Source organism: Micromonospora sp. NPDC047527 (assembly GCF_040643015.1).
Classification (GTDB): Bacteria; Actinomycetota; Actinomycetes; order Mycobacteriales; family Micromonosporaceae; genus Micromonospora.
Genome location: NZ_JBEYTK010000001.1, coordinates 75,801 through 92,153, shown reverse-complemented (window position 1 = coordinate 92,153; position 16,353 = coordinate 75,801). Strand labels below are relative to the sequence as shown.

12 protein-coding genes are annotated in these 16,353 nt (G+C 73.7%); 3 read left to right on the top strand and 9 right to left on the bottom strand.

Going from position 1 to position 16,353, the window contains the following annotated elements; genetic code table 11:
* The first annotated feature begins 4 nt into the window (after positions 1–4).
* Together ABZ808_RS00435 and ABZ808_RS00430 are read left to right on the top strand one after the other, a co-directional pair.
* A complete protein-coding gene (locus ABZ808_RS00435) occupies positions 5–688 on the top strand; it encodes a hypothetical protein (protein ID WP_356998791.1) in 684 nt (227 codons plus the stop codon).
* Positions 685–1,428: an arylmalonate decarboxylase gene (locus ABZ808_RS00430; protein ID WP_356998789.1), complete on the top strand. Its 744-nt coding sequence runs from the start codon at positions 685–687 to the stop codon at positions 1,426–1,428. The genes ABZ808_RS00435 and ABZ808_RS00430 overlap by 4 nt, the downstream gene beginning before the upstream one ends.
* A 71-nt stretch (positions 1,429–1,499) precedes the next feature.
* On the opposite strand, the gene ABZ808_RS00425 is transcribed toward ABZ808_RS00430, so the two are convergent.
* The 8 genes from ABZ808_RS00425 to ABZ808_RS00390 form a co-directional block, all read right to left on the bottom strand.
* Positions 1,500–2,858, bottom strand: a complete 1,359-nt coding sequence (locus ABZ808_RS00425; RefSeq protein WP_356998786.1) for a hypothetical protein — start codon at positions 2,856–2,858, stop codon at positions 1,500–1,502.
* Positions 2,859–2,881: 23 nt separating this feature from the next.
* On the bottom strand, positions 2,882–3,586 hold the full coding sequence (locus ABZ808_RS00420) for a neocarzinostatin apoprotein domain-containing protein (protein WP_356998783.1): 705 nt from the start codon (positions 3,584–3,586) through the stop codon (positions 2,882–2,884).
* Between the two features lie 65 nt (positions 3,587–3,651).
* Positions 3,652–6,477: an ATP-binding cassette domain-containing protein gene (locus ABZ808_RS00415; RefSeq protein ID WP_356998780.1), complete on the bottom strand. Its 2,826-nt coding sequence runs from the start codon at positions 6,475–6,477 to the stop codon at positions 3,652–3,654.
* Positions 6,474–8,528 carry an ABC transporter ATP-binding protein gene (locus ABZ808_RS00410; RefSeq protein ID WP_356998778.1) on the bottom strand — a complete coding sequence of 685 codons (2,055 nt, stop codon included), beginning with the start codon at positions 8,526–8,528 and terminating at the stop codon, positions 6,474–6,476. The genes ABZ808_RS00415 and ABZ808_RS00410 overlap by 4 nt, the downstream gene beginning before the upstream one ends.
* Positions 8,515–9,873 (bottom strand): hypothetical protein, encoded by a 1,359-nt coding sequence (locus ABZ808_RS00405; RefSeq protein WP_356998776.1) that lies wholly within the window; start codon positions 9,871–9,873, stop codon positions 8,515–8,517. The genes ABZ808_RS00410 and ABZ808_RS00405 overlap by 14 nt, the downstream gene beginning before the upstream one ends.
* On the bottom strand, positions 9,870–11,069 hold the full coding sequence (locus ABZ808_RS00400; RefSeq protein ID WP_356998774.1) for a hypothetical protein: 1,200 nt from the start codon (positions 11,067–11,069) through the stop codon (positions 9,870–9,872). Before ABZ808_RS00400 ends, ABZ808_RS00405 begins: the two co-directional genes overlap by 4 nt.
* Positions 11,066–12,094 carry a DUF916 domain-containing protein gene (locus tag ABZ808_RS00395; protein ID WP_356998771.1) on the bottom strand — a complete coding sequence of 343 codons (1,029 nt, stop codon included), beginning with the start codon at positions 12,092–12,094 and terminating at the stop codon, positions 11,066–11,068. The genes ABZ808_RS00400 and ABZ808_RS00395 overlap by 4 nt, the downstream gene beginning before the upstream one ends.
* A 72-nt stretch (positions 12,095–12,166) precedes the next feature.
* Entirely contained in the window at positions 12,167–13,783 is a 1,617-nt protein-coding gene (locus ABZ808_RS00390; RefSeq protein ID WP_356998768.1) for a hypothetical protein, read from the bottom strand.
* 294 nt (positions 13,784–14,077) lie between these two features.
* On the opposite strand from ABZ808_RS00390, the gene ABZ808_RS00385 reads away from it, so the two are divergent.
* A complete protein-coding gene (locus ABZ808_RS00385) occupies positions 14,078–14,896 on the top strand; it encodes an NAD(P)-binding domain-containing protein (RefSeq protein WP_356998766.1) in 819 nt (272 codons plus the stop codon).
* Between the two features lie 48 nt (positions 14,897–14,944).
* Here ABZ808_RS00385 and ABZ808_RS00380 read toward each other — a convergent pair whose 3' ends face one another.
* The gene (locus ABZ808_RS00380) at positions 14,945–16,351 is read right to left on the bottom strand and encodes an FAD-dependent oxidoreductase (RefSeq protein WP_356998763.1); all 1,407 of its coding nucleotides are present in this window, start codon (positions 16,349–16,351) and stop codon (positions 14,945–14,947) included.
* Positions 16,352–16,353: the final 2 nt, after the last annotated feature.

Genomic DNA, 16,353 nt, shown 5'->3' with positions numbered 1-16,353 from the left:
CATCGTGAACAGCAACGACTACACCGTCGTTCTCGCGCTGGAGGACTTCGTGCCGACCGGTCTGGCGCTGGTCGGGTTCTGGATCCTGGCCGGGCTGTCCGGTCGGATCGTGCCCCGGGTGGGCCCGGTCGCCCGCATCGGCGCCGTCCTGATCGGCCTCGGCGGCCTGGCCAAGTCGACCTGGAAGCTGCTGCTGGCCGGGTTCTCGATCGACCTGCCCTGGCTGGAGGCGGCGCTGTTCCCGCTGATGGCGGTCGGCGCGGTCGGACTGATCTGGGGCCTGGCCGGTGCGCTGCGCGGGCGCAGCGTGCCGTGGTGGCCGTTCGCCGCCGTGCTGGTCGTTACCGCCAGCGTGGCGACCGCGTACGCCATCTTCGCCCCCATCTTCGCCCTCGCCACCACGGGCGTGACCACCATCAGCGTCCTGGCCGCGATCATCGCCGCCCAGCGGCGCGCCTGGGGCGCGGTGGCGCTCTACGCCGTCGGGCTGGCCTGCGTGCTGCTGCTGGTGCCGCTGCGCAACCACCCCGATCACGAGACCCTGGCCATGCAGTGGGTGGAGCAGGGCACGAACACCCTCGGCCAGGCGGCGTTGCTGGTCGCGGCGTGGCTGACCGCGCGCGCCCACACCCTGGCCACGGCCAGCCCTCACCCGAACCCCACCCAGGAAGGAGCTGTCAGGTCATGACCGACGCGCTCGGCTGGCGCCGCAAGTTTGGCGTCATCGCCCCGTCCACCAACACCATCGTGGAGCCGGACTTCTACCGAATGACGGTGCCGGGTGTGACCGCGCACTTCTCCCGGATCCACATCCGCAACCAGGACCTGTCCAGCGACAGCAACTTCGAGAACCTCCTGACGCAGATCCGCGACGAGATCGGCGCGGCCTGCGAGCGGGTACTGACCTGCGAGCCCGACTACATGGTGATGGGCATGTCCGCCGAGACGTTCTGGGGCGGTGTCGAGGGCAACCGGCAATTCGTCGCCCAGATCGAGGCAGCCACCGGGCTGGAGGTGGCGACCGGGGCGGAGGCGTGCGAGCGGGCACTGCGCCTCTACGGCGCGCGCCGGATCGGCGTGGTGACGCCGTACCAGCCGATCGGCGACACGAACGTGGTGCAGTTCTTCTCCGAGATCGGTTTCGAGGTGGCCGCGATCGAGGGGCTCAAGTGCCCAACTGCGGTCTCCATCGCCCACGTCACCGAGGACGAGTTGCGCCGGGCGCTGCTGGCGGTGGACGGCCCGGACGTGGACGCCCTGGTCCAGTGCGGCACCAACCTGTCGATGGTCGGGCTGGCCGACGAGGCCGAACGCTGGCTCGGCAAGCCGGTGATCGCCATCAACGCGGCAACCTGGTGGATGGCGCTGCGCGATAACGGGATCGCCGACAAGGTGTATGGCGCCGGTTCCCTGCTGCGCGAGTACTGACACCGGCGCGGTCGGCGATATAGACAACGGCGCGGGCCGGGGATGTTTCCCGGCCCGCGCCGTTCGCCGGCTCAGCTCCGCGGGATTCCGCGACGCCTCGGCAGCACCACGACCAGGCCGACACCGAGCAGGAGCACGGCGCTGGACCAGAGCAGCAGCAGCGCCGTCACGCCCCCCTCGCCCGTGGTCGGCAGCGACCCATCGCCATTGCCACCGCCGCCGCCCTCGCCCTCGTCGCCGGTCGCGGCCCGCGACTTCACCGTGAACTTGGCGACGATCGACGTCGCCGCTGGGCCGGTCACCGGGTCCGCGCCCGCGTTGCACTCGGTGTCGACCTGCGGGTGGTCGAAGACGATGTTGGTGACCGTCAGCGACACCAGCCCTGCCTGCGAGGTGGTGTAGGTCCCGGTCAGCGTCGCGCCGGGCAGGATGGCGTTGGCGTCGATCGCGCCGTACGCCGGGCCGTGCAGGTTGACCGTGCCACTGCCCACCCCGCCGACCTTGACGGTCGCCTTGGGCACCAGATCGCCGCCACCGACCGGCACCGGTCCGCTCTTCGGTCCGGCCGAGAACTTCAGGCTCACCGTCACCTTGGCGCCCCGCCCAGGGTTGCTGGGCGACATGCTCAGCGTGTGCGTGGCGGTCCACGACGAGAGGCTGCTCAGCGTCTTGCAGTTCAGCTTCACGCTCTTCGGGCCGAACGGCTGGGCGGGCGTGTCGACCTCGTCGGTTGCGGTCGGCGCTGGGGCGTTCGTCGTGGGCGGCGGGGCGTTCGTCGTGGGCGGCGGCAGCGACGGCGACGGCGACGCGGAGGCGGAGGCGGACGGGCTCGGCGGTGGGGTCGCGGTGCCGGTACCTCCGACGGTGAAGCTCTCCACGATGGAGGTCGGCGCCGGTGCCGCCTTGTGGTCACGGTCGCCGGCCGCCGAGCAGTGCGTCGTCGCCGAGGCGTTGGTGAACGTGACCCGCCCGACGGTGAGCGTCGCCGCTCCGGCGGCGGCGGCGAAGTAGGTGCCGGTCGCGGTGATCGGGCCGAGCGGCGCTTCCGGGGCGACGCCCCGCGCCGGGTACGAGGACATCCGCAGCGTCGCGCTGCCCGAGAGGGATCCACCCAGGGCCAGCGTGACGTTAACCGGCACGTCACCGGCGTTCAGCCCCACCGGCCCGTTGTCGGGGCCGGTCTTCGCCGTGAGCGTGACGGTCACGGTGTCGCCGACCTTCGGCTCGGCCGGTGACTGGGTCAGGGTGAAGGTGTCCTGCCAGACCGTCGGCGAGCTGCCGGTGCCAGCGTCGTTGAAGTAGAGCCGGCAGCCCAGCGTCCCGGCCGTGGGGCCGACCGCCGCGGCCGGCAGCGTCGCCCGGGCGGGGGCCGCCGCCGGGATCGCGAGTAGCAGCAGCAGCGGCGCCAGGATGAGCGCGAGCGCTGCCACCCGGACGGTATGACGACGTCGGGTCATTGGGTCCTCCGGTTCCGGTAGGGCATCAGCACGAGCAGGCCGATGCAGAGCAACAGCAGGCCGGAGCCGACCAGCACGGTGACCGCGTAGCGGTCCGGGCCGGCGCTCACCGGGTTGGCGTTGACCAGCGTTGGGGTCGACGTGCCGGCTGCGCCCGCCGGCCCGGTCGAGGGTGCCGTGGTGGCTTCCGGCGTGGCCGCCGGTGCCGAGGGCGCGGCGGGGGTCGCGGATGGGGTTGCCGGTGAGGGCTTCTGTGCCGGCTTCTTGCCGAACGTCAACGGCACCGAGACCTTGTTGGCCTCGACCTGGTCGGCGTTGCCGCTCGCGGGCAGGATCTGCGCCGCGACCACGCACTCGTGTTTGGTGCAGTCGAACGCGCCGAACTTCTGGGCCAGCTTCAGGGTGACCGTGGGCAGCTTCCCGCTGCCGTCGGCGTTGACGAACGCGGCACCGCCGGCGAGGTTGCAGTCGGTCGGGCCCTTGAATCCGGCGACGCACTGACCGACGGCAATCTGCTTCAGGTCCGGGGTGAAGCCCGAACCGTTGACGACGACCTGCTGCTTGTCCGACAGCCCGGTGGTCACGCTGACGGTAAGGGTCGGCGCGGCGAACGCGGCCGGGGGTGCCCCCACGACGGCGAGGGCGCTGCTGGTGGCGAGCAGGGCGGCGAGCGTGAGCGCCCGGCGGCGGAAGGTTCGCACGGCGATCTCCTGACAGGTTCGGCGCGGGCCGGCACGGGCAAGGGGCGGGGCGACGCGGACAGCGCTCACGACGGCACCGCCGCACGCTGGGCGGGCGCGCCGGAGCGGTTGACGGCGGCGTGGTCGGTACCGAGGTAGGAGCGGACCACGTCGGGGTGGGTGCGGACCTCCTGCGGAGTGCCGTCGGCGATGACCCGGCCGCCGTCCATCGCGACCAGCCGGTCGGCGAGCCGGGCGAGCAGCGGCAGGTCGTGCTCGATGATGACCATGGTGACGCCGAGCTCGTCGTGGATCCGGCGCAGCACCTCGCCCAGCGCGACGCCGTCGGTCTGGGACACCCCCGACGAGGGTTCGTCGAGCAGCAGCAGCGCCGGCTCCAGCGCCAGCAGGCAGGTGATCTCGACGATCCGGCGGGTACCGGTGGACAGCTCCCCGACCAACCGATCGGCGAGCGGGGCCAGACCCATCAGCGTGACGAGTTCCTCGGCCCGGCGGCGCTTGGCCCGGTCCGGGCCGCCTGCACCGAGAGCCGCGGCGAAGAGGCTCGTCGGCGCGGTGCGTTCGCCGGCCACCATGACGGTCTCCAGCACCGTCATGGTGGCGAAGAGCCGGGCGTCCTGGAACGAGCGCACCAGCCCGAGGCTGGCCCGCCGCTGCGGCGACAGCCCGGTGACCGGGCGGCCGGCGAACAGGACCGCGCCCCGGTCCGGGCGGGTGAAGCCTGCGACGATCTCGAACAGCGTGGTCTTGCCGGCCCCGTTCGGGCCGATGATGCCGACCACCTCGCCGGCGGTGACGTCGAGGCTGGCGCCGGCAACGGCCCGCACGCCGCCGTAGGAGCGGGCCACCCCGCGCACCGAGAGCAGCGGCTCGCCGGTCACCGCCGGTCGCAGCGGGACGGTGCGCGGCGGCAGCGTGATCGCACCACCGGATCCGGCGGCGGCCGGCGATGGCCCGGCCACGGGCTCGGCCACCTCATCGGCGGCGGGCGGCGCCGGTGCGCCGCGGCCTCGGACGATCAGCGCGGCGAACCGGTCACGCAGCCACAGCACCGGCCCGCCGAGCCCGGCCGGCAGTGCGATCACCACGACCAGCCAGACCAGGGTCAGCGCGGCCTGGCCGATGATGTCCAGCTCCAGGAATCCGGGCACACCGATGATCAGGAACGCCCCGAGCAGCGGGCCGCCCAGCAACGTGATCCCGCCGACCACCACGGTGGCGACGACGTCGATGCTGGCCGAGGCCGGGAACGTGTTCACGGTGAGCTGGGTCTGCCCGTGGCCGATCACCGCCCCGCCGAGACCTGCCAGCGCGCCCGCGACCGCGTACGCCTGCAGGACCCGCACCGGCACCGCGACGGTGAAAGCTCGGGCGGCGTCGGCATTGTCGCGCAGCGCCACCAGGATCCGCCCGAAGGCACCGGTACGCAGGTTCGCGGTGACCCACAGGCCGAGCAGCAGCGTCGCCAGCGCGAACAGGTAGTAGTCGGTGGCCAGGTCGAAGGTGTGGCCCCCGATGCGCGGCTTGGGCACCTGGGCACCGTCGCCGAGCAGCCACCCCTGCCGCAGCAGGAACGCGCTGGTGGCCAGCGCGAAGGCGAGCGTGGTGACGGCGAGGGCGAGCCCGCGCAGGCGCAGCGCTGGCACCCCGACCGCGACTGCGGCCAGCGCCGCCGCCGCGCAGCCGGCGAGGATCCCCAGGAAGAGGTTGCCGGTCCGCACGGAGACCTGCACCGACACCGCGGCGCCAATGCCGGCGAACGCGAACTGGCCCAGGGACAGCTCGCCGGCCACGCCGGTGACCAGCCCGATCGAGAGGCCGACCAGGGTAAAGCCGATGATCGCGATGAGCACCGAGGCGCTCTCGTTGCTGATCACGAAGGCCAGCACGGCGGCGACGGCGAACCCCACCCCGGCGACGACCCGGCCCAGGTTTCGCAGCAGCCAGACCCGCTGGTACGCGGCGGGCAACGGCGGTGCGCCGATCCGGCCCCAGCCACCGTCCTCGCCGTCGCGGCGCGCGCGGACCGGTTGGGCGAGCAGCGCGACCAGGATGACCCCGACCAGGGCCAGCTCGACGAGGCCGCCGCTGGATTGACCGGAGAGCAGGATCTGCTCCCCCACCCCGATGCCCAGCGAGGCTGCGAACGCGATCGGTACGGAGGAGAACCGGGCGATCACCGCACCCGCGAGGCCCCGCACCAGCAGGGCCGGGCCGAGCGTCTCGATCGACTGGGTGCCCTGGGTCGGTGCCACGAGGATCGCCGAGAAGGCGGCGACGGCGCCGGCGATCGACCAGGCCAGGGTTGCCATCCGGGCCGCTGTGACACCGTTGAGGGTGGCCGCGTCGGGGGCGTCGGCGGCGGCCCGGATCGCCAGCCCGAACCGGCTGCGCTTGAGAAACATGGCGAGCCCGACCAGCAGCACCGGGGTGAGCAGCAGCATCGCGGTGAACGCCGGGCCGACCGGGGTGTTGCCGACGGTGAACGACGGCATGCCGGGCGGCGCCGGGAATGCCGGGCCGCTGGCCCCCGAGCTGTTCACCAGCAGTGCGAGCACGAGTACGAACTGGGACAGCCCGAGGGTGGCGATCATGCCGATCACCCGGGGCCGGTGCCGCAGCCGGCGGACCACGCTCAGCTCGATCGCGCCGGAGACCGCTGCGGCGGTGAGCATCCCGACCGGCAGGGCTAGCCAGTACGACAGCACGTCGTCACCGACCAGCCGGCCGACCACGGCGGCGCCGAACACCCCGACCGCGCCGTGTGCGAAGTTGACGAACCGGCTGGACCGGTAGACCAGCACCAGCCCGACCGCCAGCAGCCCGTACGTGAGGCCGGTGAACAGACCCAGCACGATGCGGTCCGGGCCGAAGTCGAAACCGCCGATCACCGGAGCACCGCCCCGTCCGCTGGGGCGGCCTGGGGCGCAAGCTCAGTGTCCGGTGCCTGGAGGGCGGGCTCGGCATCCTCAGCCGGTGCGTGGCCGCCGAGCATCAGGGCCCGGACCAGGTCCGGCTGGCCGGCCAGTTCGCTCGCGGTGTGCTCGGCGACCATCGCACCCTTCTCCATGAAATAGATCCGGTCGGCCAGCGACAGCGCCACATTGACCGACTGCTCCACCACCAGCAGCGAGGTGCCCCGCGCGTTGAGCCGGCGCAGCATCTCCAGCAGGCCGCCGACGACGACCGGGGCCAGGCCGAGCGACAGCTCGTCGACCAGCAGCATCCGGGGGCGCTGGATCAGCGTCTTGGCGAGCACGAGCAGCTGCCGCTCACCGCCCGACAGGGTGGCGGCGACCTGGTCCCGCCGCTCGTAGAGGCGGGGAAAGACGGCGAACGCCGCATCGACCCCCCGGTGCACCGCGTCGCTGTGCCGACCCAGCGCGTAGCCGTGCATGCGCAGGTTCTCGGTGACGGTGAGCGAACCGAACACCGCCTGGCCGACCACTGTGGAGAGCCCGAGCTCGATTCGGCGGGGCGCGTTCAGCGCGGTCACGTCGACCCCGCCGAGCCGGACCACCCCGGCGGCGGGGCGGTGCAGCCCGGAGAGCACCCGCAGCAGAGTGGTCTTGCCGACCCCGTTCGGGCCGCAGATCGCCACCATCTCGCCGTCGTCGACGCGTATGGCGGCGTCATAGAGGACCTGGACCGGACCGTACGCGGCGTCGATCCCGGAGCAGGAGAGGGCGGCCGGGCGCGCGCCGCCGCGCCGTAGCCGGGCGACCTCCGCCTCGTCGGCGAGCACCCGGGCCAGCCGCTCGGCGTCGGCCGAGGCGGTGCGCTGGAGCCGCCGGGCGTAGCCTGCGCCGACCAGCACCGCCGCCGCGGCCACCGCCAACGCCGGACCGGCACCGTACCGGGTACCGAGCAGGGCGAGCAGGCCGGCGCCGCCCAGGCCACCGGCCAGGGACAGCACCGACGCCGCCGCCGCGAACGCGGGGCGGGCGTCCGGGTGGAGCACCTCGGCGGCGACGCGCTCGCCCGAGATGGCGAGTGCGACAAGCGCACCGGCGGCCACGGCCAGGCCCGATGCGAACAGCACGACGCCGACCGCGGCGGGGGTGGCCCCGACGAGCACCGCACCGGCGGCGACGAGCAGCCCGGCCGGGGCTGCGGCGACGGCCAGGCGTCTCGCCCGCTCGCCCCGCAGCAGCACCGCGAGCGCGGCCCCAGCGAGCAGCGCGTCGCCGACCACACCGACGGCGCCGCGCGGACCGAGGCCGAACTCGGCGCGCAGCACGTCGACGGCGAAGATCAGTGCGCCGGGCACGACCAGGCCGAGGCCGGCCTGGGCCAGCACGGCGACACGCGCGGTGGGTGGACGGGTGGCGTTGTCGAACAGGGTGCGCAGCGCCGGTGGCCACCCGGCATCGCTCGGCAGGTCCGCGGCGGCCGCCCCGGCCAGCGCGCCGAGCGCCGCGAGGACGCCGGCCGCCGCCCAGTGGTAACCGGCGCCGCCGCCGGTGCCGCCAACGAGCAGCGCGGCCAGGCCGAGCCCGTTCAGCAGCCCCACGTGCCAGTACCGCAGGGTCGCCGTCGCGGCGACGACCGCGCGGCCAGCCACCACCAGGACGGCCCAGGGCAGCCCCAGCGCGGTGAGCGCGAACAGTCCCGGCATCGGTGCGGCGACGTTGAGCACCAGCAGCAGCGCGGCGCCCAACCCGGCGCCGGCGAGCAGCGCGGCCCGTACCGGATGGCGGTGCGGCACCCGCTGCACGACCGCGACGGTCGCGGCCGCGCCAACCACCGCGGCGGCGATCACCGCAGCCAGCACGCTGGTCAGGTCGACACCGAGGCCCCGGGCGAGTCCCGCAGCGCCGAGCAGGGGCACCCCGGTCAGCAGGCCGCCGGCCGTGCCCGCGGCCCAGCCCGCGCTCCGGGAACGCCATGCCCCCGCACCGTCGCGGGCGATGCCCGGCGGGATGCTGTCATCGGGTCGCAAAGGACACGTCCTCCCCGCGGTAGGTGAAGCAGGCGCAGCCGCTGTCGTAGCCGAACGCCCGGTAGCTGTTCGAGGCGGCGAACCGGCCCGGACCGAGCCGCCCGGAGAATCCGGTCGCCGGCTGGAAACTCGTGTCGAGCCTGCCCACGGCCGCCAGCCACCGGTGCGCGTTGAGGTCCGCGCCGAGGTCCTTCGCGCCGGCCTGCAGCAGCAGGGCCGCGTCGCAGTACGGGAAGGCCACGCGCGCGTTCTCGCGGGTGCCGAACGACTCACCTCCCGCGGCGAAGATGCCCAGGCAGGTGCGTTCGGCGTCGGTGGCGGGGAAGGCGTACTCCCGGTCGGCGACGTCCTGGCTGGGATTGAAGCCGATACCCACCGCCCCGGTCAGCGCCTCGCGCGGAATGATGCCCGGGTTGCCGATCAGGAAGCTGGGATTGTCGTAGCTGGAGATGCCGTACCGGGCGGTGAAGTCCTGCGCGGCGGCCGAGGTGAGGAAGAAGGAGGCCAGCCGGGTTCCGCCGAGGAAGAAGACCCGGTCGACGCGCTTGGCCCGCAGGTCGACGGCAGCCTGGTTGAGCCCCGTGTTGAGGGTGCCCAGGTCGGTGGTGTCGATCCAGGCCGAGGTCGGGGTGATTCCCCGCTGCTTCAGGTACGGCACCACGTGCTGCTCGTACATCGCCCGGTTGGCCGGTGCGTCCACCGCGACGATGCCCGCCTGCCGGGCCCCGTCGAAGAAGCCCTGTGCGGCCAGCGCCGGCAGGTATGCGCGCACGAAGTCGTCGTACAGGGGGTAGGCCGGGGCGAACAGGTACGGAGCAAGCCGCTCGTTCGTCGCCTGGTCGATGGTGATCAGGGTGGCGTCCAGCACCAGGGTGCGCCGCTGGGCGTAGCAGGGGCGGGCGTTGGCCTGCAACTGACCGGTGAGCACGACCGCGAACGCCCGGTCGTCCTGGGTGATCTGGTTGCAGAGCTTCTCCTCGGTGGCCGGTGAGTCGTCGCTCGCCTCGAAGTTGCGGAAGACCGCCCGCATTCGTCGGCCGGCGATGCCGCCGTTGGCGTTGACGTGGCTCTCCAGCGCCCGCATCTGGCGCGCCGGGTCGCCGGCCGAGGCGGTGTTGAACCCGGTCAGGTTCGCCGTCTTGGTGAGGTCGGTGCCGACGAAGACGACGGTGACCTCGTCGGCGGTGACGCCGGGCCCGACGCCGGTGCCGTCCGCGCCACCCGCGCCGGGCAGCACCGCGCCGCAGCTGACGAAGGCGAGCAGCGCGGCGACGGCGGCGACGGCCGCCCGTACCGTCAAAGTCCGGTCCCCGCCGTCGGCGTGGCTGCCAGGATCGCGGCTCATCGAGGGCTCCCGAGGTAGGTGTCGAGCGCGGCCAGATCGATCACGGCGGCGGCGGACTGGTTGCCGCCGCCGGCTCCGGCCCGCGTGTCCGCGCCTGGGCGGGCTGCGAGCACCGCGTCGAGCGCGGCGAGGTCGACGATCGCGGCGCCCGCGGCCGGATCGGCGCCGGATCCGTTCGGCAGCCCGGCGTCGCCGAGCAGGTCCCGCAGCGCGGCGACGCTCAGGTGGGCACCGGCCCGCCGACGCAGCTGACCGGCACCGGGAGCGTCGTCGAAGACGAGGTACGCACCGAGCGAGCCGACCCGCACGACGGACGGCAGCAGCGTGCCGGCCGGGGCGGCGGCCATCGCGGGCAGCGGCGGGCGGTTGCGGTGGTTCTTGATGCGGCGGGCGACGCCCACGACGATCAGCACCCCGCCGAGCAGGTGCACCACGAACAGGCCCCACGGGTACGTCCGGAGCGTCACCTCGGTCGGGCCGAACCCGCCCAGGTCGGCCTGCACGGTGTACCGGCCGAACGCGGCGAACGGGGTGGTGACGGGCACCCGGTAGGTGCGCGTCTCGCCCGGCCGGATGGCGTCGGCGCCGGGCGTGCTGACCCGGTCGCCACTGCCGTCCCGGCCGACCCGGACGTTGAGGGGCGGGTTGGGCAGCGGCTGCGGCCCGGGGTTGTGCACGGTGTAGACGAGGGTCCGGGTCGCCGCCGCGCCGAACAGGCTCCGCCAGCCAGGCCGGCCGACGATTCCCGCCTCGACCACGTCGAGGCGCACCGGGGCCGCAGAGACCGTGGGGGTGTCCCCCATGGCGTGCCCGGTGAGTTCCAGCGGGGCGTCGACCTGGCCACGCGCTGCTCCGCCGACCAGCGTGGCGTGCACGACGCACGGGCAGGGCACCGGCGGGGTGCCGAGCACGTACTGCACCGCGAAGGTGCCGTCCGGGCGCACCGGAACGGCCAGGGCGGCCCGCGTGTCGCAGGAGGCCGAGCCGGCGATGGCAAGCTGTCCGCAGGTGACGATCTGGACCAGCGCGCCGCCGGGCCAGCCGGTGCCGGTCACCCCGAGCGGGTCACCCGGTGCCGCTGCCGGGGCGGCGAGGGTGAGTCCCTCGGCGGCGGCCCACGCCGGGCCGGTGGGCAGTGCCAGCCCGCAGGCCAGCGCGCAGGCGACGGCGGTCAGGGTGCGCGCGATCCTCGTCATCCGACCTCCGCAGGCGCGCGGGCGGGCCGGACGCCCCGGGGGCGGGCCACCTGGGCGCGGCGGCGTCTGCGCCAGGCCATGACGCCGGCGGCGACCAGCGCGGCGAGTGCGGCGAGGCCGGTCCAGGAGACCACCACGGTACGGGTGGTCCGCACCGCCAGCACGCCGCCGTCGGCCTTCGCCGTCACGGTGGCGGTGACCACGTCGACCGGCCAGAGCCCGGTGAACTGGGCACGCATCCGCGCCTCGGTGCCCGGCACCAGGTCGAGTTGGGGAGTGGCGCCACGTTGACGGATCTGATGCCCGAACATGCCGGAGGCGGTGACCGTGAGGGTGGGGGCGAGGTGCAGGTTGCCGGTGTTGGCGAGGGTGTATTCCAGGGCACCGTCGACCGGCGTGGGCAGCCACGGCGTCGGGTGCGTCAGGTCCAGGTCGGCGACGTTGAGGCCGGGCACCTCAGGCCCTGCGACCCGCAGGTAGATGCGGGCGCCGACGGCCCGCTGCACCGCGATGACCACGCCGTCGCGCTCGCTCCGTCCGCCCGGGACGGCCTCCATCGCGACGACGCCACCGACGTGGTCGCCAGGGCTGGCATTCGTCGGAATGGTGATGGAGAACGGGATGTCGGCCTGCGCCTTCGGCGGGATCGCCACCGTGCCGGCGCCGACCGCCGTCCACACCCCGATGTCCGACTGCTTCTCGTCGACCCGGCGCAGCGCGAACCCGCCGTCGCGCGCGGTGTTGTAGGCGTCCGCGCCGTACACGGTGAAGGTGCGCTCGGTGTCGGTGCGGTTGATCACGCGTACCGAGTCGGTGAGGGTCCGGCCGGCGGGTGACTCGAGGAAGAAGTAGAGCCGGGGGGTGGGCCCGGCGTTGGCCGGCGGGGTGGGCACGACGGCCCACTCGCCGTTGTCCGCCGCGGCGGCCGGCCCGACCGGGACGATGGTCAGCGCGGCAACGGCGACAGCGGCGGCGAAGGCCACCGCAACGGTGCGGCGGTGACGTGGCCAGAGGGGGTGACGCACGCGGTTCCACCCTTCGACTGGTCGGTGTGGGGCGGCCGGCTCGGCCGACCGCCCCACACCTCAAGGCGGTCCTCAGCTCAGGGTGAGCGTGAGGGTCGCGGCGTAGGCACCGGCGAGTTGGTTCGCCGGCACGGAGAGGGACAGCCCGGCCGAGGCGTCGAAGCTGCCGCCCGTACCGGTGGCGCTGGTCGGCGCGGAGCAGAGCGTCGCCGCGTCGACCGTGCCCGGGGTGCCGGCCACCGCGGTGACCGCGTTTGTCGCGCCGGCGGTGCCGACACAGGCCGGCGTCCAGGACAGGTTGCTCTTGGCGATGGTTCCGCCCGGGGTGCCGGTGAAGTCGGTGACCGTGCCGACGAGGCTCCACCCGAAGGTGCTGCCCCGGTAGTCGGTCACCGTGACGGTCGACAGGTTGCCCGTCGTCGTCTGTACGCTGCCGCCGACGGTGACGCCGGAGAACGCGATGTTGCCGCTGCCGGCGGCGCGAGCCATCGACAGGTTTCCGGCGGTCACGGTCTGCGACAGGTTGTACGAAAGGGTGCAGTTGCCGGTCGTGGCCGAGCCGGACTTGGCGGTGCACGAGTCAGCCGACCCCGTCCAGGCGGAGATTGCGAACAGGGCGCCGGACTGCGCGCCGATGTACGCGGTGGTGCTGTCCGTGACGGTGAAGGTGGCGTTGATCCCACCGGTGGCGCCGGCCGTGGCCGTCGTTGCCGGGTCGCTCGTCGCGGGCGGCGGCGGGGCGCCGGTGAGCGCCTTGTAACCGCCGATCGTGACGGTGCTGCCCGGGTTCCAGTTGGTGCCGGTGACCGTCACCACGGTGCCGGAGCCGCCACCGCTGGGCGTGATCGCGATGCTCGGCGAGCCGAGGATCGTGATCGGGACGGAGACCGTGTTGGTCCCGTCCGAGACCGCCACGGTACGTGCTCCCGTGGTGGCGCCGCTGGGCACCGTGAGCGTGCCGGTGCCGGCGCCGGTGGCGTCGGTCGTGCCCGTTCCCGTGCCCTCGGGCGTTCCGGTGCCGTTGGCCGCGCGCAGCGTCGCGGTCAGGGTGGTGGACGGCGCGAGACCGGTCACCGCGTAGTTGATGACGTTGCCGGCCCGGGCGGACCCGGTCACGGTCTGGCCGGTCACCGAGGTGACCGAGACCGTGCCACCGAAGACGGTGAAGCTCTCCACGATGGGTGTCGGGACCGGCGCTGCCTTGTGGTCCCGGTCGCCCGCCGCCGAGCAGTACGTCTTGGCGATCGGGTTGTTGAGGATCACCCGGTTGACGGTGAGCGTTGCGGCTCCCGTCGCTCCCGCCACGTAGGTGCCGGTGGCGGTGATCGGGCCGGTGGGGGCATTGCCGGGGATCGGACCGGCCGGGTAGTTGGGCTGGGTGAGCGTGACCGGGCCGCTCTGCGAGCCACCCAGCACCGCCTCCACCAGGATCGGCACGTCACCGGGGTTGATCGCGACCGGGCCGTTGCTCGGACCGGTCGCCGCGGTGAAGGTCACCGTCACGGTCTGCCCCGGGCTCGGCGTCGCCGGCGTCTGAGTGAGCCCGAACGAGTCGGCCCAGTTCGTCGGCGAGCTGCCGGTACCGGCGTCGTTGAAGTACAGCCGGCATCCCAGGTTGCCCGGGGTGGGGCCGTACGCCTGCGCGGGGGACACGCAGACCGCGGTAGCGGCGGCGACCAACGCCGCCACGCCCACCGCTGTAGCCGTAGTTCTGAGCAATCCCATTGCGGTCCCGCTCTCCTTCCTGTGGGGAACGGTGCACCCCTGGCCGCCGTTTCGCTGATGGAAACGGCGGTTTCCAAAATTGGATAGGTCCCATAAAGGCAGCCGTGGCGCCCTCCTGTCAATAGCCCGACAGGCGATTTGCGCCGGCCGATCTGATCGACTCCACCGACGCCGCAGCGTCGCCGGCAGGCCTCGGTCTTGGCAGGGGGCCGGAGATCGGGCAGAGTGGGAAACAGCGTTTCCCTTAGGGAGGTTCAGGTGCGTTACGTGATCATCGGATGCGGCAACGTCGGCATGGAGCTGGCCCGTCACTGGGTCTCAGCCGGCCACCACGTGGTCGGCACCACCACCTCCCCCGAGCGGGTGCCCGAGCTGACGCCCGTCTGCACCGAGGTGGCGGTCCTCCGTGGCAGCGACCGCGCGGCCGTCGAGCAGGCCACCCGGGGCGCCGACGCGGTCGTGCTCACCGTGAGCCCGCGCATCGCCCGAGCCTTCGACGCCGACCAGCGCATCGCCGAGTACGCCGACACGCTCACCGCGTCCGCGCGCACCGCCGCCGCCGTGCATCCCCGGGTGGTCTTCACCAGTTCGGTGTCGGTCTACGGTGCCGGCCATGGCGCGCTGGTCGACGAGGCCACCCCGGTCACCGACGACCCGGACGCCTCCCCCCGCAACTTCATCGCCGCCGAGGCCGCCGTGCTGGCCGCCCCACGCGGCGCCGCGCTGCGGATCCCCGACGTGTACGGGCATCCGCGCGACCTCGACTATCCGACCCGGGTGAAGCTGGCCCACGAGATGCTCGGCGGCAGCGTGCCGTTCTCGGCCGAAGCCCTGCACTACCGCATCGACTACCGCGACGCCGCCGCCGCGCTCGACTTCGTGGTGACCCGCGACCTCACGGGCGTGTTCAACGCGGTACCGGACGCGGTCGTGCCGCAGACCAACCAGGCCGTCCTCGACGAACTCTGCGCCGCTGGCGGCTGGCCCGCGCTGACCTACCGGGGTGAGATCAGGACCCCGTTCGTGCCGATCAGCTCCGGCAAGCTGCGCGCGGAGGGCTTCGCCTTCGCGCACTGACTCGGCCCGGAACCTCTGTCCGCTCTGGACTGTCCGGCCAATACCGGCTCAGCCGGCGGTCCCCGCGAGCCGACGCCCGACCAGCCGACCGAAGGCCATGGCCGGCGTCAGGCACATGCCGGAGCAGAACGCGTTGCCATTGACGGCGGCGGAGCCGATCACCTCGCCGACGGCGTACAGGCCGGGGATCGTCGTGCCGTCCGCACGGCGGACCCGCAGCAGCTCGTCCACGTCCAGGCCGGCGAACGTGATCAGGGTGACCGGATGGTTCTCCAGCGCGTAGAACGGCGGCTCGACGATCGGCGCCGGCAGGTACGTCCGGCCGAAGTCGGCATCCCGGCCGTCGGCGACGAAACCGTTGTAGCGGGCCACCGTGGCCGACAGCCCCGCCGGGTCGATGCCGGCCAGCCCGGCGAGCTCCGCCAGCCCGGACGCCCGGTGCACGCCGCGGCGCCGGCCGCACTGGGCGTCCAGCTCGGCCGCGCTCCAGCCGTGCACCATCGGGTGCGACTCGCGCAGGGCGTGGGCGTCGAAGACCGTCCAGAAGGTCATCCGGTCGACCGTGGTCAGCACCCGCTCCTTGTGGTCGATGCTGGGCTCATCCTCGGCGATCCAGCGACTTCCGGCGCGGTCGACATAGATCTCCCAGGGCGGCCGCTCCGGCGCCACCAGGTGCGGCCGGTGCGCCCAGTCGACCCGAAGGTCGCCGTCGACCGGGGGCAGCCCGCCGAAGGTGGGGATGTAGCGGCCCAGTCCCTGCAGGCCGGCGCCGACCGACCGGCCCATGAGCAGGCCGTCGCCGGTCGAGGTGGGCGCCGCCGAGGTGGTCAGCGGCGCGCCCTCCAGCTCGGCGAACAACTCCGGCGCGTACCCGAATCCGCCGGTGGCGAGCACGACGGCGGGTGCCCGCCACCGCGCGCCGTCGGCGGTGGCCACCCCGACCACCGCGCCGCCCTCGGTCAGCAGCTCGGTGACGCGCACCTCGCAGCGCAGATCGATGCGGCCGGCGGCCCGATGCGCGTCGAGCATCGGGCGCAGCACGGCCAGAATGGCCGGACCGCCGGGGACGGTGGTGGCGTGGACGGTCCGCGGCGTGCGGTATGGCTCGTGCCCGTACACGATGCGGGGCGTACCCGGATCGACGGTGAGCCCGGCGGCGAGCAGCCACTCCAGCACCGCCGGCTGTTCGCGCAGCGTCAGCCGGGTCAGGTCGGCCCGCGCGGCGCCCCGGCTGATCCGCCAGACGTCGTCGAAGTGCCGCTCGGGGTCGTCGCTGATGCCCCGCTCATGCTGCAGCGAGAAGCCGCCGGCGGACAGGTGCCCGCCCGAGTAGGGCAGGGCGCCCCCAACGTCCGGCGCCTTCTCCAACAGCAGCACGGTGCCGCCCGCGTCGGCGGCGGCGATGGCACAGGCCAGGCCACCCGGCCCGGCGCCCACAACGATCGTGGTTGGCACAC